The organism is Rhodoplanes sp., from assembly GCF_013377085.1.
Classification (GTDB): Bacteria; Pseudomonadota; Alphaproteobacteria; order Rhizobiales; family Xanthobacteraceae; genus Rhodoplanes.
The window spans coordinates 1-19,468 of record NZ_JACAAX010000010.1; the positions used below are offsets into that span (position 1 = coordinate 1).

The window sequence follows — 19,468 nt, forward strand, 5'->3', positions numbered from 1 at the left end:
ACTGCTTCGCAACAGTCTCGGAATCCTCCGAGTCAATCACCCGGAAACCGTATGATAAGGGAGCGCGTCTCCACGCGTCGACGCGTCATGCGCGGGCATCGCGCCCGCGACTCCCTCGGACGCGTGAAAAATCCTTTGTCCGTAAGACGATGGATCGCCTGGTCGCCGGGTCGATCCCGGCGACGACGCCGGGACGGACCGGGTCTGTGCGCCTCAGCTTCGCTCCGGCCCGTCGCCCACCTTGTCCGGGCGGCCCTGCGTGAGGGCCCAGTGCACGGCCTGGGTGCGCGACGGCAAGCCGAGCCGGGCCAGGATGCCCGACACGTGGATCTTGACCGTGTTGGGCGACAGCCCAAGCTGGCGGGCGATCTCCACATTGGTGAGGCCGTTGGTCATCAGCGACAGCACCTGCCACTGCCGCTTGCTCAGCGGCGGCTGGCGCTCGTCGCCGGCCTCGGCGGAGGCGGCAAGCCGCGCCAGGGGCAGACGGTCGGGTTCGCGGGTGGCGGCGATCGCCGCCAGCACCGAGGATTCGAGGGTGGTGGCCACCATGGCGAGATCGCGCGGCCCCGGCGCCTCCGCGAAGTGGCCGCCTTCCGGAGCGGCCCCGGGGCCGGCATGGCGGCTTCTGTTCTGGATCAACGCCGAAAAGACCGACGTGATGTCGATATGCAGCAGGGCGGCGCGGCTGCCGTCCACCGCATAGGGAAAGCCGAACAGCATGAACGACGTGTTTTGCATGGCCGAGCGGCGCGGATAGATGATCGAGACGCAGTCGATCTGGCCGGCCAGGAGCTGCGAGATGCCGGTGATGAGGCGCGGCGACAGCGGGTCGGCAAAGGCGCAGAAGCGCAAATAGTTCTCGCCGACACCGTAGTTGACGGCCGGCCGGTCCTCGTAAGGGAGAACCATCCCCCCCGCATCGACCAGCGTCTTCCATTGGCTGTTGACGGACAGGATGAAGCCGAAGCGGTCCAGCAATGCCGCATAGACCCGCAAATCCTGAAACAAGGCGTCAGAGGTGGTCACGCGAGATCCTCACGGCGGCCGGGACGCACGACCCGCGCCACGCGATCGCAGTCAGATGAGGTATCAAATCGAGATCGCAATGGAGTTGCATCCCAATCGTTCTTCGACGTAATGGCGAGGTGCTGCGAGCATATTCGGATTAATACTAAAGACGTATTATAGAGTGACCATAGCATTAACCCGCCTATAGCCGTCTATTCACAATCATAAACAAGATTGCGCGCGGCCGATCATTTGATGAGAGCCTCCCGAGGTACCTTGTGTACCACTTTAATTGCTTTCGGGAACACACAATCCTAATTCCGAACCCGAATCAATACCAGCCAGTCTACAACCTACGTTCAATCCGACCCAGATTATCCCTTAAAACGATCGAGCAATTAGCTGCGGTTCTTGGCTACTCCGTGGCTCCGTTGTCACAAAGCGCCACTTCCGGGTGCCACCGCCTCGTTCATCACTAAATTGTGATCGCCCTGCGACGAACGAACCGCAGACCGAAATCGATTGCACTGCTCATCGATGCAAAACGGATGAGCCATCCGGATGGTCTGCACCGGCCGCGAGCCGGGCTCCGGATTCGGACGCGGGTTTCTGCCCCGCCCCGACAGGGGGGCGGGCGAAAGGAGGCGCATGAGCGGGATCGACGTCGTCGTGGTCGGCGCCGGCGCGGCCGGCCTGACGGCCGCCTGCGAGCTCGCCGCTGCCGGGCTCGTGGTCCGGGTTCTCGAGGCGCGCGACCGGGTGGGCGGACGCGCCTTCACCCGAGTGATCGACGGACTGCCCATCGACCTCGGCTGCGGCTGGCTGCACTCGGCCAGCGAGAACGAATGGGTCGCGCTGGCGCTCGCCCGCGGCTTCGCGGTCGACCGGTCGCCGGCTCCCTGGCAGCGGCCGGCCGCGACGGCGACCTTTCCGTCCGGCGCCCAGGAGGCCTTCGCCCGCACCATCGACACGTTCTACGACCGGATCGCGGCCGCCGCCTCCGGGCCGGACCGCCCGGCCGCCGACCTTCTGACGCCGGGCGATCGCTTCGCGCCGCTGATCGACGCGGTCAGCACCTGGGCGAACGGCGTCGAGCTCGCGCATCTGTCGGCGCACGATCTCGACCGCTATCGCGACACCGGCGAGAACTGGCGGGTCGCCGCCGGATACGGCAGGCTCGTCGCTGCGCAGGCGACCGGCCTCGACATCGTCGTGAACTGCCCGGTGCAGTCGATCGATTACCACGGCGCGACCGTCCGGGTGGCGACCGCGCAGGGCGAGCTGACGGCGCGCGCCGTCATCGTCGCGGTGCCACCTACCGTGCTGACCGCCGGACGCCTGCGGCTCTCGCCGGAGCCGGCCGAGACGCTCGCGGCCGCCGCGGCGCTGCCGCTCGGCCTCGCCGACAAGCTGTTCCTGCGGCTCGACGCGCCGGAGGATCTCCCGGCGGAGACCCGGCTGATCGGTGCCCCCGACCGGCGCGCCACCGGCAACTATCATCTGCGGCCGTTCGGCCGTCCGCTGATCGAGGGCTATTTCGGCGGCGCGCTCGCCCGCGACCTCGAGGCCGGCGGCGACGCGGCGTTCCTGTCCTTCGCGCGCGAGGAGCTGGCGGCCGCGTTCGGGGGCAGGATCCGCGACCGCGTGCATCTGGTCGCGGCGACCGCCTGGGGCCGCGACCCCTGGGCGCTCGGTGCCTACTCCCATGCGCGGGTCGGCTCCACACAGGCGCGCGAGATCCTGGCGAGACCGCTCGACGATCGGGTGTTCTTCGCCGGCGAAGCCTGCTCGGTCCGCGGCTTCTCGACCGCGCATGGCGCGCTACGCAGCGGACGCGCGGCAGCCGCCGCCGTCACGGCTGCCCTCGTGCCGAGAACGGTCGGGCAGCGCGCGGATTAGCGGCCCGGCGCGAAGCAGGGTAGCGTCGGCCGGGATCAACAAGGCGACGAGCCCCGCATGGCGGACCAGACCGGCCCCCGACCCGATTCGACGACCCACGATCCCGCCGCCGTGGCACGGCTGCGGCGAGCCGGCGAACGGGCGTTGCGCGGCGTGCTGCATGTCTATTGGCGCGTGAGCCGCGGGCACACGCTCGGCGTTCGCGGCCTGGTGGTCGACGGGCAGGATCGTGTCCTCCTGGTCCGCCACAGCTACGTCTCGGGCTGGTACCTGCCGGGCGGCGGCGTCGAGGTCGGCGAGAGCATGCACGAGGCCCTCGACCGCGAGCTGCGCGAGGAGGGCAACGTGCATCTCACGGCGGCGCCGGTGCTGCACGGCATCTATCTCAATGCCAGGGTGTCGCGACGCGACCATGTCGCGCTGTTCGTGGTGCGGGCCTTCGAGCAGCCGGCGCCGCCGGTGCCGAACCGCGAGATCGTCGCCACCGGCTTCTTCGCCCTCGACGCGCTGCCGGCCGGCACCACCCGCGGCACCCGCGCCCGCATCGCCGAGGTGTTTCATGGCGCGCCGGCGACCGATCGCTGGTGAGCGTTCGCGCGAAAAGCTCAGGGCGGGCCGAAGCGGCCGCGGTCATGCGGCGCGTCGAAGTCGAGCGCCGGGCCGACCGGGACGATGCCGGTCGGATTGATGGTGAGGTGGCTGCCGTAATAGTGGCGCTTGATGTGGTCGAGATCGACCGTGCCGGCGACGCCCGGCACCTGATAGAGGTCGCGCAGATAGTTCGACAGGTTGGGATAGTCGACGATCCGCCGCAGGTTGCACTTGAAGTGCCCGTTATAGACGGCGTCGAACCGGATCAGCGTCGTGAACAGCCGCCAGTCGGCCTCGGTGATCTGCGTGCCCAGAAGAAACCGTCGCGCGGAAAGCCGCGCCTCGATCTCGTCGAGCGCCGCGAACAGTGCCCGGAACGCCTCCTCGTAAGCGGATTGCGTGGTGGCGAAGCCGGCGCGGTACACGCCGTTGTTGACGTTGGCGTAGACGAACGCGTTGATCTCGTCGATCTGCGCCCGCAGCTCCGGCGGGCTGTAGTCGGTCGCGACGTCCGTGAAGACCGCGAAGGCGCCGTTGAGCATGCGCAGAATCTCGGCCGACTCGTTGCTGACGATGGTGCGCCGCTGGCGATCCCAAAGCACCGGCACGGTGACGCGGCCGGTGTAGTGCGGCTCCGCCGCCACGTAGATCTCGGCGAGCGTGCGAGCGCCGCCGAGCGCGTCGCCGGTCGAGCCCTCGGCGGTGTCGAAGGTCCAGCCGAAGCGGCCCATATGGGGCGACACGACCGAGACCGAGACGACGGCCTCGAGCCGCTTCAGCGCCCGCAGGATCAGGGTGCGGTGCGCCCACGGGCAGGCGAGCGACACGTAGAGATGGTAGCGCCCCGCCGCGGCCGGGAATCCCCCCTGCCCGGTCGGTCCCGGCGCGCCGTCCGGCGTCACCCAGTTGCGGAACTGCGACTCGGTGCGCACGAAGCGACCGCCGGTCGAGCCGGTGTCGTACCACTGGTCGTGCCAGACCCCCTCGACGAGCAGACCCATGCGCTTCTCCGGCCGGCCGATCACTGCTATCTAGTCACGGTGGCCGCACCGGACACCTTTCCGGTGCGCGCCTCACCGTCGCAGTCCCGACTCCAGCGCACATCTACCGCGTCATGACCGATCTGTCGCTCGCCATCCTGCCGGAGACTCCCGCCGACGCCGTGGCGATCGAGCGGCTGCACGAGCGCACCTTCGGACCCGGCCGCTATGCCCGCACGGCCTACCGGATCCGCGAGAAGGCGGCGCACGACAGCGCGCTGTCGTTCCTGGCCCGCATCGGCACCCTGCTGGTCGGCTCGGTCCGTCTCACCGCGATCCGGATCGGCGACGCCAAGGCGCTGTTGCTCGGTCCGCTGACCGTGGAGCCGCCGTTCCGCGACCGCGGCATCGGCCTCAAGCTGATCGTTCGCTCGCTCGACGAGGCGCGGCGCCGCGGCCACCGGCTGGTCGTCCTGGTCGGCGACGAGCCCTATTACGCCCGGGCCGGCTTCAAGCGCATCCCGCACGGACGCGCCGTGATGCCCGGACCGGTCGACCCCGCCCGCCTGCTGATCGCCGAGCTCGAGCCGAACGCGTTCGAGGGAATAAGCGGCCCGATCCGCCCGGATTGGGACGCCTGAGCCGCCCGACCTTGCGCCTGCTCGATTCCGCTGCCCCGCTGCAAGACCCGCCCGACGCATCCGCGCCGATTCAACGAGGAGAACCCATGTCCCGTCCGATGCGCTCGCTCGCGGCCGCCATGCTGGCCCTCGCCGCGGCCCTCGCCGTGACGACGGCCGCCACCGCCCAGGCTCCCTATCCGGCCCAACCGGTGCGCTTCCTGGTCGCTTTCGCCCCCGCCGGTCCGGCCGACATCATCGGACGCATCGTCGGCCTCAAGCTGCAGCAGCTCTGGGGCCAGTCCGTGGTGATCGAGAACCGCGCCGGCGCCGGCGGCAACATCGCGGCCGTGCAGGTCGCGCGCGGCCAGCCGGACGGCTACACGGTGCTGGTGACGACCAGCGCCTTCGCGGTCAATCCGAGCCTCTACAAGAATCCCGGCTATGCGGGCGAGACGGACTTCAAGGTCGTCGGGCTCGCCGCCACCACGCCGAACCTGATCGTCGCCGCCCCGGACCTCGGCGTGAAGACGCTGAAGGACGTGATCGCGCTGTCGAGGACCAAGAGCCTCACCTTCGGCTCGGCCGGCACCGGCACGACGCCGCATCTCTCGGCCGAGCGCGTGTTCCGCTTCCTCGCCAAGGTCGACATTCCGCACGCGCCGTTCACGGGCGCCGGCCCCGCGCTCAACGCCGCGATGGGCGGCCATGTGGCGCTCGCCAGCGTGGCGATGCCGGCGGCGACCGAGCTGGTCAAGGCCGGCAAGGTGGTGCCGCTCGCCGTGACCAGCCCGAAGCGGGTCGAGGCGCTGCCCGACGTACCCACGGTCGGCGAGGCGGGGCTCGACGAGGTCGACGACGCCACCTGGGTGGCGCTGTTCGTGCCGGCCAAGACGCCACCCGAGGTGATCGCCAAGCTCAACGCCGACCTCAACACGGTGATCAAGGATCCGGACGTGAAGGAGCAGTTCGCCCGCATCGGCTTCTCGGCCATGGGCGGCTCGCAGGCCGACGCCGAGCGCTACGTCAAGGCCGAGATCGCCAAGTGGAGCGAGGTCGTCGACCGCATCGGGCTGAAGATCGACTGATCGCGATTGAGCTTGATCAGATCGCCGTCATTCCGGGGCGCGAGCCGAAGGCTCGCGAACCCGGAATCCAGCGGCAAGCCTGGTGATTGTGGCTGGATTCCGGGTTCGCCGCTGCGCGGCGCCCCGGAATGACCAGCAACCGCGTCACGCCTTCACGGCGACGACGCTCTCGGCGATGGCACGGAACTCCTCGTCGGTGACGAGGCCGCGCTTGGCGATGCCCTGGTCCTTGACCTGCCTGAGCATCTCGTTGACGGCGGCGTCGTCCGGGACCGGCAGGCCGAGCTTCTCCAGCGTGTAGGTGATCGACGCCTTGCCGCTCTTCTTGCCGAGCACCACGTCGCCGGCCCGCCCGGTCAGCGCCGGATGGGTGCCGAACATGGCGAGCGGCTCCTTCACGACGAGATCCACCCCGATTCCCGATTCGCGGGTAAAATTCTTCGAGCCGAGGATCGGCTTGTTGGCGGCGATCGGCACGCCGCTGATGCGGCTCACCAGGGCGCCGAGCTCGGGCAGCTTGTCGAGCCGGTACTGCTTGTCGTAGCCGTACAGCACGTGCAGCGCGACCATCAGCTCCTCGAGCGCCGCGTTGCCGGTGCGCTCGCCGAGCCCGTTGGCGCAGGAGTGCACGCAGCTCGCGCCCGCCTCGACGCCGGCCAGCTCGGTCGCCACCGCCATGCCGAAGTCGTTGTGGGTGTGCACCTCGACCGGCAGATCGGTGATGCGCTTCACCCACCGCACCATGTACTTGATCGCCTCCGGCAGGGCGCAGCCCATGGTGTCGACGACGCCGATCGAGTCGGGCGGCGCCTCCTGCATCAGGCGGGTGAGCAGGTTGGTCAGATCCTCCTCGCGGGCCCGCGTCGTGTCGTAGGGGAAGTAGACGACGTAGAGGCCGCGCTTCCTGGCGTAGTTGACCACCTCGACGCTCTTCCTGAGCACGTCCTCCCAGGTCCACTTGAACTGGTACTTGAGCTTCGGCCAGCCGATCGGCACCTCGACGATGACGCCGTGGCAGCCGCATTCGAGCGCCTTGTCGATGTCGCCCGTGACGGCGCGCGCGAACGAGAAGATCTTGGACTTCAGGCCGAGCCGGGAGATCTCCTTGATGGCGGTGAAATCCATGTCGGAGACGGCCGGCATGCCGGCCTCGATGCGCTCGACCCCGACCTCGGCGAGCTTTTCGGCGATCGCCACCTTGTCGGCGACGTCCATGACGATGCCGGGCGTCTGCTCGCCGTCGCGCAGCGTCGCGTCGTGGATCTCCACCTTCGGCGGAAGCTGCCGCGCCGCCGCCACCTCGGGCGCGTTGTTGTAGGGGCAGACCCACCATTCGTTGTCGCGGATATGGGGCTCGCTCATGTCGATCACCTATTGGCGTGGATTGCCCGGGTTCTTGCAGGGGAGCCCCTCTTAGCCCCGGAAGCCCGGCGCCGTCCATCCGGGCGCCCGCATGCGGGGGCCGCGTTTCGGAAGTAGAAACACGCCGCGCGACGACCCTCGACGACGGCCGATCTCGACCTCGTGCATTGAACCACCGCCACGGCGCATGTCACGACAAGCGAGACTGCAAGCCGACGCAACCTCTGAAAGGCCCCCGCCCATGACGCTGCCCGCCGCCGCATTCGCCCTGCTCGCCGCCGCGACGATCGCGACCGCGCCGACGCCGGTCGCCGCCCAGAAGCTCGATCTCTCGACCATCACCTGCAAGGACTTCTTCGAGGGCAGCAAGGACCGGCTCGACTTCGTGATCGCTTGGATGCTCGGCTACTACACGGGCGAGGACGACCCGCCGGTGCTCGACTTCGACAAGCTGAAGGACCGCGCCGGCAAGCTCGGCGCCTATTGCGCCGCCAATCCGACCCTCGGCCTGATCACGGCCGCCGACAAGGTGATGGAGTAGAGCTATCGTCTCCCCTCCCGGAAACCAGCTCGCCGACGGCACGCGGGATTGTCCGACCGGGGCGAGCGCAGGCTCCTCCCGGTCGAGCCAAGAAGGCCAACCCGGCAGTCGATCGTCCGACCGTCCCGGACGGGTTGCAGATTCTTCGACTGTGTGTCTTGCGTGCACTAGCGGTGGCCCGCAGCTCTCCTAAGACTCGGTAACGATTTACTGCCGGGGGGCACCATGACGAGTCCAGTGGTCAAAGCAGCGGTCGCCGCCGCCCTTTGCGTCGCGGCAACTTGCGTCGCGGCAACGTCGTCTTTCGCAGCCGACATGGCACTGAAGGCACCGCCTCCCGCGCCGATCGTGGCGCCGCCGAGCTGGACCGGCTTCTATCTCGGCGCCCATGTCGGCTACGGATGGGGCGATGCCGAGGTGACGCTGCGTCCCGGGCCCTGGTTTCCCGGACAGCCGGCGTGGCTGACAGCCAACGGCTCGCCGACGCTGAACACCAGCGGCGCGCTCGGCGGTTTCCAGGCCGGCTACAACTCTCAGATCGGCAACTGGGTGCTCGGCGTCGAAGCCGATTTCTCCTTCGCCGACATCAATGGCAGCCGCAGCACCGGACTTCTGACTCCCCCGCCGGCGCTGGCACTGGCGAACCGCTCCTTCGCCGAGAGCGACCACCTCGACTGGCTCGCCACGTTCCGCGGTCGGCTCGGCTATTCGGTGCAGAGCCTGCTCGTCTATGCAACCGGCGGCCTCGCCCTCGGGCATCGCGACTATTCGCAGTCCATCCTCACGGACCCGGCGCTCAACTTCAACAACATCCGCGGCTCGGTCACGCAGACGAAGACCGGCTGGACCGTCGGTGGCGGCCTCGAATACGCGCTGACGCGAAACTGGTCCGTGAAGGCCGAGTATCTCTATGTCGACCTCGGCTCGATCGGCTTTTTCGCCGACGTCGACACGGCGCCCGGATTCGGCCTCACGGTCGACAGCTCGAGCAAGCTCACGCTCCACACCGCCCGCGCCGGCATCAACTACCGGTTCGACTGGGGCGCGCCGGTGGTGGCGAAGTACTGATCAGCAGCCGGCGCCGCTTGCTTTCCAAGAGCGGCGCGCAGGCTCGCGCCGATCCTCGTGTCCCGATCCTCGTGACGCGTGGCCCGTTGCCTGCGTTACCGTCCCTCCCTGGCCCACGTCAGGGCGAGGCTGCCGACCAGCAGCAGCAGGCCCAGGAGCCCGGCGAACATCGGCAGCACGCCGACGCCGCGCACCACGCTGGCCTCGCGCATCTTGAGGCCGATCCAGTTGTCGCCCTTGAAGGTCTCGGACGAGCGCACCGGCAGGACGCGCGGCAGATCGATCTCGGCGCCGGGACGCGACGACAGGCGACGCGCCGAGCCGCCGGTCGCCTCGAGCAGCGGGGAGAGCACGTCGGGCGTCGACGTCACCTCGGAGAACTCGCGCGGGTTGGGCGGCCCGACATTGACGAGCGCGGTCAGCTTGCCGTCGGCGGCGCGCCACAGGCCGAGCTCGTTCGCCTCGACGCTCTTGCGCCAGACGCCGGCATCGGCCGGATCGAGCTCGATCGTGCGGGTGGCGCCCGACGGCGCCGTCAGGGTCACGGGGGCCGCCGTCTCGGCCATGGTCTGGCGCTGGACGACGATCTCGCGGCCGCGCGCAAAGAGACGCAGCGCCTCCTCCTCGAGGTCTGGCTGCTTCATCAGCCAGTGCGACAGCCGGCGCAACAGGTCGATATGCGGGCCGCCGCCTTCGTAGCCGCGCGCCCACAACCAGATGTGATCCGACAAGAGCAGCGCGACACGCCCCTCGCCCTCGCGGGACAGCACCAAGAGCGGCTTGTCGTCGGGGCCCTTCATCACCGTCATGCCCTCGGTCGAGCGGGCGTCGACGATGCGGAACCAGCGGCTCCAGTGCGGCGGCTCGGCATTGGCGCCTTCGAGCGTGCGGGTGACCGGGTGGCGCTTGCCCACATCCGTCAGCGCCGCGCGGAACGCCTGCTCGGTGACGTTGCCGCTCGGCTCCGCCGGCAGGATCGATTCGAGCGGCGTGCGCCACAGGCTGGTCGGGCTCGCATAGTCGGGGCCGGCGGCCACCAGCACGGCGCCGCCGTCGCGCACATAGCGGGCGATGTTGTCGAAATAGATGATCGGCAGCACGCCCTGGCGGGCGTAGCGGTCGAAGATGATGAGCTGAAACTCGTTGATCTTCTGCTGGAACAGCTCGCGGGTCGGAAACGCGATCAGCGACAGCTCGTTGATCGGCGTGCCGTCCTGTTTTTCAGGCGGCCTCAGGATGGTGAAGTGAACGAGGTCGACATTGGCGTCGGACTTGAGGAGATTGCGCCAGGTGCGCTCGCCGGCATGCGGCTCGCCCGACACCAGCAGCACGCGCAGCTTGTCGCGCACGCCGTCGATCGAGACGACGGCGCGATTGTTGAGGGCGGTGAGCTCCCCCTCGATCGGCGAGGCCTCGATCTCGACGATGTTCTGGCCGGGATGCGGGATCGGCACCTGCACGCGCACCTGATCGCCGGACATCACGGTACGGCGCTCGACCGTCTCGCCGTCGCGGCTGATGCGGATTTGGGCCGGCCCGCGCGGCGCGCCGGAATCCTCGACCCGGAACACCACCACCTGCTGCTGGCCGACGATGCCGAAGCGTGGCGCCGAGAGCAGCACGACGCGGCGGTCGCGCTCGCCCGGATGGCCGGTGATCAGCGCATGCACGGGCGCCGAGAAGCCGAGCGCCCCGGTGTCGGCCGGCACGTCGTGGACGCGGCCGTCGGTCAGCATGATGGCGCCGGCGACCCGTTCGGGCGGCACGTCGGCAAGGGCTGCGCCGAGCGCCGAAAACAGCCTTGTGCCGTCGGTCTCGCCGTCGGCCTGACCGGCCTCGACGGTGCGCAGCTCGAGACCCGGAATGCGCTGCAGCCGCTCGGTCAGCGCCACGCGCGCCGCCTCGGCCTGCGCGGCGCGGTCGCCAAATCCCTGGCTGGCGCTCTTGTCGACCACCATGACGGCGACCGACGACAGGGGCTCGCGGTCCTCGCGGGTGAGCGACGGATTGGCGAGCGCCGCGACCAGCAGCGCGAGCGCGATGCCTCGCACGACCGCGCCGCGGCTGCGCGCCACCACGAGCAGCAGCACCACCGCGACGGCCGCGGCCAGCACGGCCCACAGCACGTAATCAGGAACAAGCGGCGCGAACGAGATCCCGAAGGTCATACTGAGTCCTGACGGTTCCTTCGCGCGCCGGCGACTAAATATTCTCCGTCATTCCGGAAGCCGACCGAAGGTCGGCTGTCCGGAATCCATAACCCCTGTCTGTGAGTATGGATTCCGGGCTCGCCGCTACGCGGCGCCCCGGAATGACCGGCTCTTCGGTTATACGGGGCGCAATCCATCATTGTCCCAGCCGCTCGAGCAGCGCCGGGACGTGAACCTGGTCGGCCTTGTAGTTGCCGGTCAGGGCGTACATCACGATGTTGACGCCGGCCCGGAAGGCGTGCTCGCGCTGGCGCGGCTCGCCCGGCACCAGCGGCAGCAGCGCCTGCCCGTCGGGCCGCGTCGCCCAGGCGCCGGCGAGATCGTTGGACGTGATCAGGATCGACGAGACGCCGTCGCCGGCGCGCGCCGGCCGGCGATCCTCCGGCCCGTCCGGATCGGCGGCCGGCATCGCCTCGACCCACAGCCGCCCGGCCGTGAAGCGGCCCGGAAAGTCGCGCAGCAGGAAGAACGTCTTGGTCAGCACGTGCTCGCGCGGGATCGGCTCCAGCTCGGGAATGTCGAGCGAGGCGAGGATGCCGCGCAGCGCCACCATGCCGGGGCTCTGCGTCTCGGCACCCGGCGACGCCTCGACGGCGTCGCGGGTGTCGAACAGGATGGTGCCGCCCTGCTTCATGTAGGCGTCGACGCGGGCGAGCGCCTGCGCCGACGGCTTCGGCGCATCGGGCACGATCGGCCAGTAGATCAGCGGGAAGAAGGCGAGCTCGTCCCGGCCGAGATCGAGGCCGAGCGGCTCGCCGCCCTCCAGCGCGGTGCGCTGGGCCAGGAACACCGTGAGGCTCTGCAGGCCGGCCTTGCTGATCGCGTCGACCTCGGCATTGCCGGTCGCCACATAGGCGAGCCGCGTGCCCGAGGTGGCCTTGGCGGCGAAGGCGTCGGCGGCCGGATCGGGGCGCTTCGGATCTTCGGCGCGGGCGATCTGCGGCGCCGCCGCCAGCGCGATCGCGACGCCCAGAAGAATCGCGGCGGGCGCGCGGCGCCAGCCGGTCAGGCGGGCGAGACCGCCGGCGAGCCAGAACACGACGAGCGCATCGAGCAGCGCCAGCGCGACGGCGCCGAGGAAGATCGGCCCACGCAGGTCCTGCGGCTCGGTGGCGCGATACGGCTCCAGCCGGGCCGACAGCGGCGCGACGTCGAGCGGCTTCGGCCGGTCGGTTCCCAACAGCGTGTTGACCGCGACCAGGCCCTCGGGCGGCCCATAGAAGCCGGGCGGATTGTCGGCGGTAGCGCGGCCCGCGAAGCCTGCCGCGACCGGCCGGGCGGTCGGCGGCGGCGCCCCGAACACACCGTAACCGTCGAGCAGGCGGGTCGGCGCCACGGTCTCCTGGCCGCCGGCGGGCTGCGGGGCGACGTCGGGACCGACCGTCGCGCCGGACAGGCCGACGATGCGGCGGAGCATGTCGACGAAGGCGCCGGACAGCGGCAGATCGGACCAGCGGGTGTCGGCCGTGACGTGGAACAGCACCACGATCCCCTTGCCGCGCTTGGCGGCGGTGACGAGCGGGGTGCCGTCGGCGAGCGCCGCCCAGGTGTGATCGGCGAGGCTCGAATCCGGCTCGGCCAGCACCTGGCGGCTGACCGTGACGTCGTCGGGCACCATCAGGCCGGCGAACGGACCCTCGTGCGAGAAGCTGGCGAGCCGCTGCGGCTGCTCCCAACTGAGACTGCCGCCGAGCACGCGGCCGCCGCGGCGCAGCCGCACCGGCACGAGATCGTCGTCGGCGGCCGCCAGCCGCGGGCCGGCGAAGCGCACCAGCACACCGCCCTCCTCGACCCAGCGCGACAGCCTTTCGCGCGCCTCTCCGGCGACGTTGCCGACATCGGCCAGCACCATCATGGGCAAGCGCTGGTCGGCGAACTGGGTGACGGCCTCGGCGGGCGAGCCGCGCTCGGCCATGCGGGCGTCGGCGAAGGGCCCGAGCGCGCGAGCGAGATAGAACGTCGAGGCGAGCAGCGGCTGCGCCGTCTCGCTGGTCGAGCCGGTGACGACGCCGACGGTGCGGCGGCGCCAGCGCTTGTCGAGAAGCTGCACGGCACCGGCCGAGTGCTCGCCGGCGATCTCGAGCCGGGCAATGTCGTTGCGGATCTCGACCGGCAGGTCGAGCTTGGCCTCGGTCTCGCGGCCGCCGGACCCGAACGCATAGGCGGTCTCCCCGAGCGGCAGGCCGCGCAGATCGAGCGCCCGCACGGTGCCGGCCGTGCTTCCGTCGGCGTCGGCACGCAGGACTTTCACGGCGAGGCCGCCGGCCGCGTTGTCGACGCCGGCCAGCGCCAGCGCGGCGTGCACGCCGCCGTTCACCACCGTGACGGCACGGCCTTGCGTCAGCTTGGCGAGGCCGGAGACGAACTCGTCGCCGCGGCCGAGATCGACGCCGTCGGAGAGCCACACGATCTCGGCCTCCGGCGCACCGGCGAGCAGGCGGCCGATGGCGGGCAGCGCGTCGGCGCGCTCGACCGCATGCGGCTTCGGCTTGATCAGGCGCAGCCGCGCGGCGGCGGCATCGGGCGTCTCGATGGAGAGGTCGCGGGTCGGGTCGGACAGCGGCACCAGGGCGACGCCGCGGCTGTCGGCCTGGGCGCGGGCGACCAGATCGGTCGCGGTCCGCAGCCGCGCATCGAACGTGGAGGCGGACGACCAGCCGTCGTCGATCAGCACGACCAGCGGCGCGCGGGCCGTGGCGGTCGACACCGGCGGATTCCACATCGGCCCGGCGGCCGCGAGGATCACCAGCGCCGCAAGCGTGAGCCGCAGCAATGTCAGCCACCACGGCGTGCGGGCCGGCGTCTCTTCCTTGGGGGCGATGTCGAACAGGAGGCGCGTCGGCGGAAAGTCGACCCGGCGCGGCCGCGGCGGCACCAGCCGCAGGAGCCACCACAGGATCGGCAGGCTGACGAGGCCGATCAGGATCAACGGCTGGGCGAAGGCGAGCGGCAGCCCGGGGATCATGCGGACCTCGCTTGCGCGAGCACGTCGACGCCCGCACCGGCGTCGTCATCCGCCTGGGCGTCGGCGATCGCGGCGGCGTCGGGCGCCGGCTCGGCGCGGAGCGGGGCCGCACCGCTGCGGCCGACCGACAAGCGGGCATGGAGTTGCAGCATCAGGTCGGTCGCCGGCCGGTCGGTGCGGTGGACCACGAAGCTCCAGCCGATGCGGTCGGTCTCGGCGCGGATCTGGCTGCGGTGGAGCGCGACGCGCGCGGCGTAGTCCTCGCGCCAAGCCTCGGCGCGGCCGGCCGTGACGGAACCGAAACCTTCCGGCTCGACGAACTCGACCCGGCCCGAATACGGGAACGTCTCCTCGGCCGGATCGACGATCTGCACCACATGGCCGTGCGCGCCGGCGGCACTGAGCTGCGCCAGGGTCTGGCGGATCTCGGCGATCGGGCTCCACAGGTCGGACAGCACCAGCACCTCGGAGAGCGGCGACGGCGAGAAGGCCGGCGGCAGGCTGGTGCGATCCATCGGATCGTGCAGAATCGCCTGCACCATCCGGTCGATCACGTTGCGGTTCGCCGTCACGGTCATCAGGCCCGGAATGCCGACGCGCTCGCCGCCCTGCACCAGCACCTCGCCGAGCGCCAGCGCCATCACCAGGCCGCGCTCCAGCTTGCTGTCGGTGGCGAGCTTCGAGCGGAACGCCATCGAGGGCGAGCGGTCCGGCCAGATCCATACCGTGTGGGCCGCCTCCCATTCGCGCTCGCGCACATAGAGATGCTCGTCGCGCGCCGAACGGCGCCAGTCGACCCGCCCGGAGGATTCTCCCGAGACGAAGCGGCGGTACTGCCAGAAATTCTCGCCGGGCCCAGCCCGGCGGCGGCCGTGCAGCCCGTGGATGACGGTCGCGGCGACGCGGCGCGCCTCCAGCACCAGCCGCGGCATCACGGCCGCAAGGCTGCGACTCGACGCGCCGGCGCGGTCGAGCGCGAGACGTTCGGGCGACGGCGAGGCGGAGGGGGGTGCCGCCATCGGGCCTATCCGATCCGGCTCTTCAGCCGGCCGATCACGCCCGGAATGGTCTCGCCGTCCGCCCGTGCCGCGAAGGTCAGGGCCATGCGGTGCTTGAGGATCGGCTCGGCGAGCGCCAGCACGTCGTCGACCGACGGTGCGTAGCGGCCCTCGAGCAGCGCGCGGGCGCGCACCGCCAGCATCAGGGCCTGCGAGGCGCGCGGGCTCGGGCCCCAGGCGATCAGCTTGCCCTCCGTCCCCTCGGCGCCCGGACGCGCCGAGCGCACCAGCCGCAGGATCGCCTCCAGCACCGACTCGCCGACCGGCAGGCGCCGGACCAGGCGCTGCGCCGACATCAGGTCGTCGGCCGACATGGCCGGCTTGGCGCGGCCTTCCTCGGTGCCGGTGGTGTCGAACAAGATCTTTCGCTCGGCTTCGAGGTCGGGATAGTCGACATCGATCTCCATGAGAAAACGGTCGAGCTGCGCCTCGGGCAGCGGATAGGTGCCCTCCTGCTCCAGCGGGTTCTGGGTCGCCAGCACGTGGAAGGGTTTCGGCAGGTCGTGGCGGACGCCGGCGACGGTCACGTGCTGCTCCTGCATGGCCTGCAAGAGCGCCGACTGGGTGCGCGGGCTGGCGCGGTTGATCTCGTCGGCCATCAGGAGCTGGCCGAACACCGGCCCCGGGATGAAGCGGAAACTGCGCCGGCCGCCGGGGCTCTCCTCCAGAACCTCGCTGCCGAGAATGTCGGACGGCATCAGGTCGGGGGTGAACTGGATGCGCTTGGCGTCGAGGCCGAGCACCGTGCCCATGGTGTCGACCAGCTTGGTCTTGGCGAGGCCGGGCACGCCGACCAGCAGCGCATGGCCGCCCGACAGGATGGTGACGATGGCGCTCTCGACGACGCGGTCCTGCCCGAAGATGACGGTGCCGACCGCCGCGCGGGCGGCGCGCACATGCGCGGCCGTGGTCTCGGCGGCACGGACGATCATGTCTTCCAGCTTGTCCAGGCTTTCGCCGCTCGGCACCATTCGGTACTCCTCGATCCCGATCCGTCGGGGTTCACACCGGCGGTCGCCGGCCTGCCATGCATCAACCACGCCAGCCGGCTGTTGCGCCCGGCCGTTCCCTCTCACACCTATGCACCATAGGCTATCGGGATGAGTCGGGGCCCGGCAACGGCCCATCACGATCCCGCGACCCCTCCGGGTCGCACGATCCCGCCGTCGCGGGTGCGTCTCACAGGGTAAGTCGAACCGTGGCGAAGGAAGGGCGGACCGGCGAAGGACAGACCGGCGGCCGATTCGAGGCGCTGGCCGGCACGGTGCGGGCTGCGGCCGAGCGCGGCCCACCGCCCGTGCACCTGTGGAATCCGCCCGACTGCGGCGACATCGACCTGCGCATCGCCGCCGACGGCACCTGGTTCTATCAGCGTAGCCCGATCGGGCGGCTCGCTTTGGTCAAGCTGTTCGCCTCGGTGCTGCGGCGGGACGGCGACCGCTACGTGCTGGTCACCCCGGTCGAGAAATGCGGCATCACGGTCGACGACGCCCCCTTCCTGGCGGTCGAGATGGCGCGCGAGCCCGCCGGCGAGGCGACCGCCCCGGTGCTGCGCTTCCGCACCAATGTCGACGACTGGGTGACGTGCGACGCCGAGCATGCGCTGCGCTTCGAGCCGGAGGCCGGCACGGGCGGGCTGAAACCCTACCTGCATGTCCGGCGCGGACTGTGGGCCAAGGTGGTGCGGCCGCTGTATTACGACCTGGTCGAGCTCGGCGAGGAGCGTGAGGTCGACGGCCATCGCATGTTCGGGGTGGCGTCTGGCGACGCCTTCTTTCCGATGACGCCGGCCGACACGCTGAAAGATCACGCCGCAAAGGACAGCCCGCCATGACGGCGATCGAGCCGGCCGACCCGCTGACGCTGAGCGAGGCGTTCTTCGCGCGGGCGCGCGAAAAGCTCGACATGGCGGTGCCGACGGCCCTGACCGACCCGAGCCAGCCGGCGACCCGCGGCGACATCGACCTCGACCCCGAGCTGTGGGCGAGGGCCGAGGCGATCCCGGCGCGGCCCGCCGCCGTGCTGATCGGCGTGGTCGACCGGCCCGAGCCCGGCGTCATCCTCACCCAGCGCACCACCAGCCTGCCCAACCATGCCGGGCAGATCGCCTTTCCGGGCGGCAAGATCGAGCCGGAGGACGAAACCCCGCTCGCCGCCGCACTGCGCGAGGCCGAGGAGGAGATCGGGCTCGACCGGCATCTCGTCGATCCGATCGGCTATCTCGACCTCTACTGCACGTTCTCGGGCTTCCGCATCCTGCCGGTGGTGTCGCGGGTCCGCCCCGGCTATGCCCTCACCCTCAATGCGGGCGAGGTGGAGGACGCCTTCGAGGTGCCGCTCGCCTTCCTGATGGACGCCCAGAACCACGCCTTGCACAGCCGCGACTGGAAGGGCCTGAAGCGCCGGTTCTACGTGATGCCCTACCAGGAGCGGTACATCTGGGGCGTCACCGCGGGAATCCTCCGCAATCTCTACGAACGGGTGTACGAGAGATGACGGGCTCCCCGCCGGAGCCGCAAGGCTGTACCGTCGTGCCATGATCCGCCCTGTCTTCACCGAGATCGCCCTCTTCCTCACCCCGTTCGTGCTGTACGCGCTGTTCCTGGTGGCGACGCGCACGGGCCTGCTCGACGCCAGCGCCTGGCGGCCGCCGGTGGTCGGCTGGCTGACGCTCGCCGCGCTCGGCCTGCTGATCTTGAGCTTCGTCGTGATGGCGCAGTTCGGCGGGGTGCCGCCGAACTCGACCTATGTGCCGGCCCATATGGAGAACGGCCGGTTCGTGCCGGGCAGTACCGAATGACACCGGGGCGGCCATGACGACCGCTCCGCCGCGGCTGCCGGCGGCCGGCTGGCTCGACGCCGAACCGCTGGCCGGCGTGCTGGCGGCGCTCGACCGCGACGGCGAGGAGGCCCGCGTCGTCGGCGGCGCCGTGCGCAACACGCTGCTGGGCGAGCCGCCCGGCGACATCGACATCGCCACCACGGCGACGCCCGAGGAGGTGATGCGCCGGGCGGTCGCGGCTGGTTTCAAGGCGGTACCGACCGGTATCGACCACGGCACCGTGACGATCGTGGCGGCCAGCCGGCCCTTCGAGGTGACGACGCTGCGCGAGGACGTCGAGACCTTCGGCCGCAAGGCGACGGTCGCCTTCGGGCGCGACTGGACGACCGACGCCTGGCGGCGCGACTTCACCATGAACGCCCTCTCGGTGTCGCCCGACGGCACCCTGCACGATCCGGTCGGCGGCCTGCCCGACATCGCCGCGCGGCGGGTGCGCTTCATCGGCGAGCCGGCCAGACGGATCGCCGAGGACCATCTGCGCATCCTGCGCTTCTTCCGCTTCCATGCCTTCTACGGCAACGGCGCCTTCGACCCGCCGAGCCTCAAAGCCTGCATCGTCGCCCGCGAAAGCCTGCGCGGCCTGTCGCGCGAGCGAGTCCGCATGGAGACGCTCAAGCTGCTGATCGCGCCGGCCGCCGCCACGACGCTTCAGGTGATGGCCGAGACCGGCATCCTCCAGCTCGTGCTCGGCGGCATCGGCCGGCCGTGGGATTTTGCCGCCATGGTGTCGCGCGAGGCGGCACTCGACCAGCCTCCCGACACGACGCGGCGTCTCGCGGCCCTCGCGGTGCTGGTCGAGGAGGACGCCGAGCGGCTGCACGAGCGGCTGCGGCTCACCAATGCGGAGCACCGCCGCCTCGCCGCGATGGCGCGTCAGTGGCGGCGCCTCGGCACGACGACCAGCGAGGCGGCGGCGCGTGCCCTGCTCTACGGGCTCGGCCCGGACGCTTATGTCGATCGCGTGCTGCTCGCCTGGAGCCGGGCCGGCTCCGCGGCGGCGGACGATCCGGCCTGGCGCCTGCTCGCCACCCTGCCGGTGCGCTGGCACGCGCCGCGTTTCCCGCTGCGCGCCAGCGCCTTCATGGCGTACGGCCTCGCCGGCCCGGCGCTCGGCGCCGCCATGAAGGAGGCCGAGGCGGCCTGGATAGAGGCCGGCTTCCCGGCCGACCGCGCCGCGCTCGACCGGCTGGTTCACGCCATCGCGGCCCGCGCCGACCGCCGGCCGGACTGAGC

General features: G+C 70.6%; 17 protein-coding genes. 10 read left to right on the forward strand and 7 right to left on the reverse strand.

Annotated elements, in window-relative coordinates; translation table 11 throughout:
- Positions 1-213 precede the first annotated feature (213 nt).
- Positions 214-1,029 carry a response regulator transcription factor gene (locus tag HXX10_RS09435; RefSeq protein WP_296521924.1) on the reverse strand — a complete coding sequence of 272 codons (816 nt, stop codon included), beginning with the start codon at positions 1,027-1,029 and terminating at the stop codon, positions 214-216.
- 630 nt (positions 1,030-1,659) lie between these two features.
- On the opposite strand from HXX10_RS09435, the gene HXX10_RS09440 reads away from it, so the two are divergent.
- Complete coding sequence (locus HXX10_RS09440) at positions 1,660-2,910, forward strand: NAD(P)/FAD-dependent oxidoreductase (RefSeq protein WP_296521925.1); 1,251 nt, start codon at positions 1,660-1,662, stop codon at positions 2,908-2,910.
- Positions 2,911-2,967: 57 nt separating this feature from the next.
- On the forward strand, positions 2,968-3,498 hold the full coding sequence (locus tag HXX10_RS09445; RefSeq protein WP_296521926.1) for an NUDIX domain-containing protein: 531 nt from the start codon (positions 2,968-2,970) through the stop codon (positions 3,496-3,498).
- A gap of 17 nt (positions 3,499-3,515) precedes the next feature.
- On the opposite strand, the gene HXX10_RS09450 is transcribed toward HXX10_RS09445, so the two are convergent.
- Positions 3,516-4,502 (reverse strand): glutathione S-transferase family protein, encoded by a 987-nt coding sequence (locus HXX10_RS09450; RefSeq protein ID WP_296521927.1) that lies wholly within the window; start codon positions 4,500-4,502, stop codon positions 3,516-3,518.
- Between the two features lie 113 nt (positions 4,503-4,615).
- Here HXX10_RS09450 and HXX10_RS09455 point away from each other — a divergent pair, with 113 nt between their 5' ends.
- Both HXX10_RS09455 and HXX10_RS09460 read left to right on the forward strand, forming a co-directional pair.
- Positions 4,616-5,122 carry a GNAT family N-acetyltransferase gene (locus HXX10_RS09455; protein ID WP_296521928.1) on the forward strand — a complete coding sequence of 169 codons (507 nt, stop codon included), beginning with the start codon at positions 4,616-4,618 and terminating at the stop codon, positions 5,120-5,122.
- An 86-nt stretch (positions 5,123-5,208) separates the two neighbouring features.
- Positions 5,209-6,189: a tripartite tricarboxylate transporter substrate binding protein gene (locus tag HXX10_RS09460; protein WP_296521929.1), complete on the forward strand. Its 981-nt coding sequence runs from the start codon at positions 5,209-5,211 to the stop codon at positions 6,187-6,189.
- Positions 6,190-6,333: 144 nt separating this feature from the next.
- Here the strand turns inward: HXX10_RS09460 and HXX10_RS09465 are convergent, their stop codons facing one another.
- Positions 6,334-7,551 (reverse strand): hypothetical protein, encoded by a 1,218-nt coding sequence (locus tag HXX10_RS09465; protein ID WP_296521930.1) that lies wholly within the window; start codon positions 7,549-7,551, stop codon positions 6,334-6,336.
- Between the two features lie 241 nt (positions 7,552-7,792).
- On the opposite strand from HXX10_RS09465, the gene HXX10_RS09470 reads away from it, so the two are divergent.
- Positions 7,793-8,092, forward strand: coding sequence for an HdeA/HdeB family chaperone (locus HXX10_RS09470; RefSeq protein ID WP_296521931.1), 300 nt, complete (start codon positions 7,793-7,795; stop codon positions 8,090-8,092).
- Positions 8,093-8,407: 315 nt separating this feature from the next.
- Positions 8,408-9,160 (forward strand): outer membrane protein, encoded by a 753-nt coding sequence (locus HXX10_RS09475; RefSeq protein ID WP_367141951.1) that lies wholly within the window; start codon positions 8,408-8,410, stop codon positions 9,158-9,160.
- Between the two features lie 95 nt (positions 9,161-9,255).
- On the opposite strand, the gene HXX10_RS09480 is transcribed toward HXX10_RS09475, so the two are convergent.
- From HXX10_RS09480 to HXX10_RS09495, 4 genes are all read right to left on the reverse strand, one after another.
- Complete coding sequence (locus tag HXX10_RS09480; protein WP_296521933.1) at positions 9,256-11,328, reverse strand: hypothetical protein; 2,073 nt, start codon at positions 11,326-11,328, stop codon at positions 9,256-9,258.
- A 178-nt stretch (positions 11,329-11,506) separates the two neighbouring features.
- Positions 11,507-14,332, reverse strand: coding sequence for a DUF4159 domain-containing protein (locus HXX10_RS09485; protein ID WP_296522051.1), 2,826 nt, complete (start codon positions 14,330-14,332; stop codon positions 11,507-11,509).
- Positions 14,332-15,354, reverse strand: coding sequence for a DUF58 domain-containing protein (locus HXX10_RS09490; protein ID WP_296521934.1), 1,023 nt, complete (start codon positions 15,352-15,354; stop codon positions 14,332-14,334). Before HXX10_RS09490 ends, HXX10_RS09485 begins: the two co-directional genes overlap by 1 nt.
- Positions 15,355-15,359: 5 nt before the next feature.
- The gene (locus tag HXX10_RS09495; protein WP_296521935.1) at positions 15,360-16,364 is read right to left on the reverse strand and encodes a MoxR family ATPase; all 1,005 of its coding nucleotides are present in this window, start codon (positions 16,362-16,364) and stop codon (positions 15,360-15,362) included.
- Between the two features lie 281 nt (positions 16,365-16,645).
- Between HXX10_RS09495 and HXX10_RS09500 the strand changes: the two genes are divergently transcribed.
- Genes HXX10_RS09500 through HXX10_RS09515 form a run of 4 tightly spaced genes read left to right on the forward strand, consistent with a single transcriptional unit; the run spans position 16,646 to position 19,466 of the window.
- Entirely contained in the window at positions 16,646-17,227 is a 582-nt protein-coding gene (locus HXX10_RS09500) for a DUF1285 domain-containing protein (RefSeq protein ID WP_296522052.1), read from the forward strand.
- A complete protein-coding gene (locus tag HXX10_RS09505; RefSeq protein WP_296521936.1) occupies positions 17,224-17,889 on the forward strand; it encodes a CoA pyrophosphatase in 666 nt (221 codons plus the stop codon). Before HXX10_RS09500 ends, HXX10_RS09505 begins: the two co-directional genes overlap by 4 nt.
- Positions 17,890-17,929: 40 nt before the next feature.
- Positions 17,930-18,193 (forward strand): DUF6111 family protein, encoded by a 264-nt coding sequence (locus HXX10_RS09510; RefSeq protein WP_296521937.1) that lies wholly within the window; start codon positions 17,930-17,932, stop codon positions 18,191-18,193.
- Between the two features lie 13 nt (positions 18,194-18,206).
- Positions 18,207-19,466, forward strand: coding sequence for a CCA tRNA nucleotidyltransferase (locus HXX10_RS09515; protein WP_296521938.1), 1,260 nt, complete (start codon positions 18,207-18,209; stop codon positions 19,464-19,466).
- Positions 19,467-19,468: the final 2 nt, after the last annotated feature.

Bases quoted from the DNA above. Each gene is read 5' to 3' on its own strand.
- HXX10_RS09510 (WP_296521937.1), top strand. From the start codon at position 17,930: ATGATCCGCCCTGTCTTCACCGAGATCGCCCTCTTCCTCACCCCGTTC.
- HXX10_RS09515 (WP_296521938.1), top strand. From the start codon at position 18,207: ATGACGACCGCTCCGCCGCGGCTGCCGGCGGCCGGCTGGCTCGACGCC.
- HXX10_RS09470 (WP_296521931.1), top strand. From the start codon at position 7,793: ATGACGCTGCCCGCCGCCGCATTCGCCCTGCTCGCCGCCGCGACGATC.
- HXX10_RS09490 (WP_296521934.1), bottom strand. From the start codon at position 15,354: ATGGCGGCACCCCCCTCCGCCTCGCCGTCGCCCGAACGTCTCGCGCTC.
- HXX10_RS09440 (WP_296521925.1), top strand. From the start codon at position 1,660: ATGAGCGGGATCGACGTCGTCGTGGTCGGCGCCGGCGCGGCCGGCCTG.
- HXX10_RS09495 (WP_296521935.1), bottom strand. From the start codon at position 16,364: ATGGTGCCGAGCGGCGAAAGCCTGGACAAGCTGGAAGACATGATCGTC.
- HXX10_RS09445 (WP_296521926.1), top strand. From the start codon at position 2,968: ATGGCGGACCAGACCGGCCCCCGACCCGATTCGACGACCCACGATCCC.
- HXX10_RS09450 (WP_296521927.1), bottom strand. From the start codon at position 4,502: ATGGGTCTGCTCGTCGAGGGGGTCTGGCACGACCAGTGGTACGACACC.
- HXX10_RS09475 (WP_367141951.1), top strand. From the start codon at position 8,408: ATGGCACTGAAGGCACCGCCTCCCGCGCCGATCGTGGCGCCGCCGAGC.
- HXX10_RS09460 (WP_296521929.1), top strand. From the start codon at position 5,209: ATGTCCCGTCCGATGCGCTCGCTCGCGGCCGCCATGCTGGCCCTCGCC.
- HXX10_RS09455 (WP_296521928.1), top strand. From the start codon at position 4,616: ATGACCGATCTGTCGCTCGCCATCCTGCCGGAGACTCCCGCCGACGCC.
- HXX10_RS09480 (WP_296521933.1), bottom strand. From the start codon at position 11,328: ATGACCTTCGGGATCTCGTTCGCGCCGCTTGTTCCTGATTACGTGCTG.
- HXX10_RS09465 (WP_296521930.1), bottom strand. From the start codon at position 7,551: ATGAGCGAGCCCCATATCCGCGACAACGAATGGTGGGTCTGCCCCTAC.
- HXX10_RS09505 (WP_296521936.1), top strand. From the start codon at position 17,224: ATGACGGCGATCGAGCCGGCCGACCCGCTGACGCTGAGCGAGGCGTTC.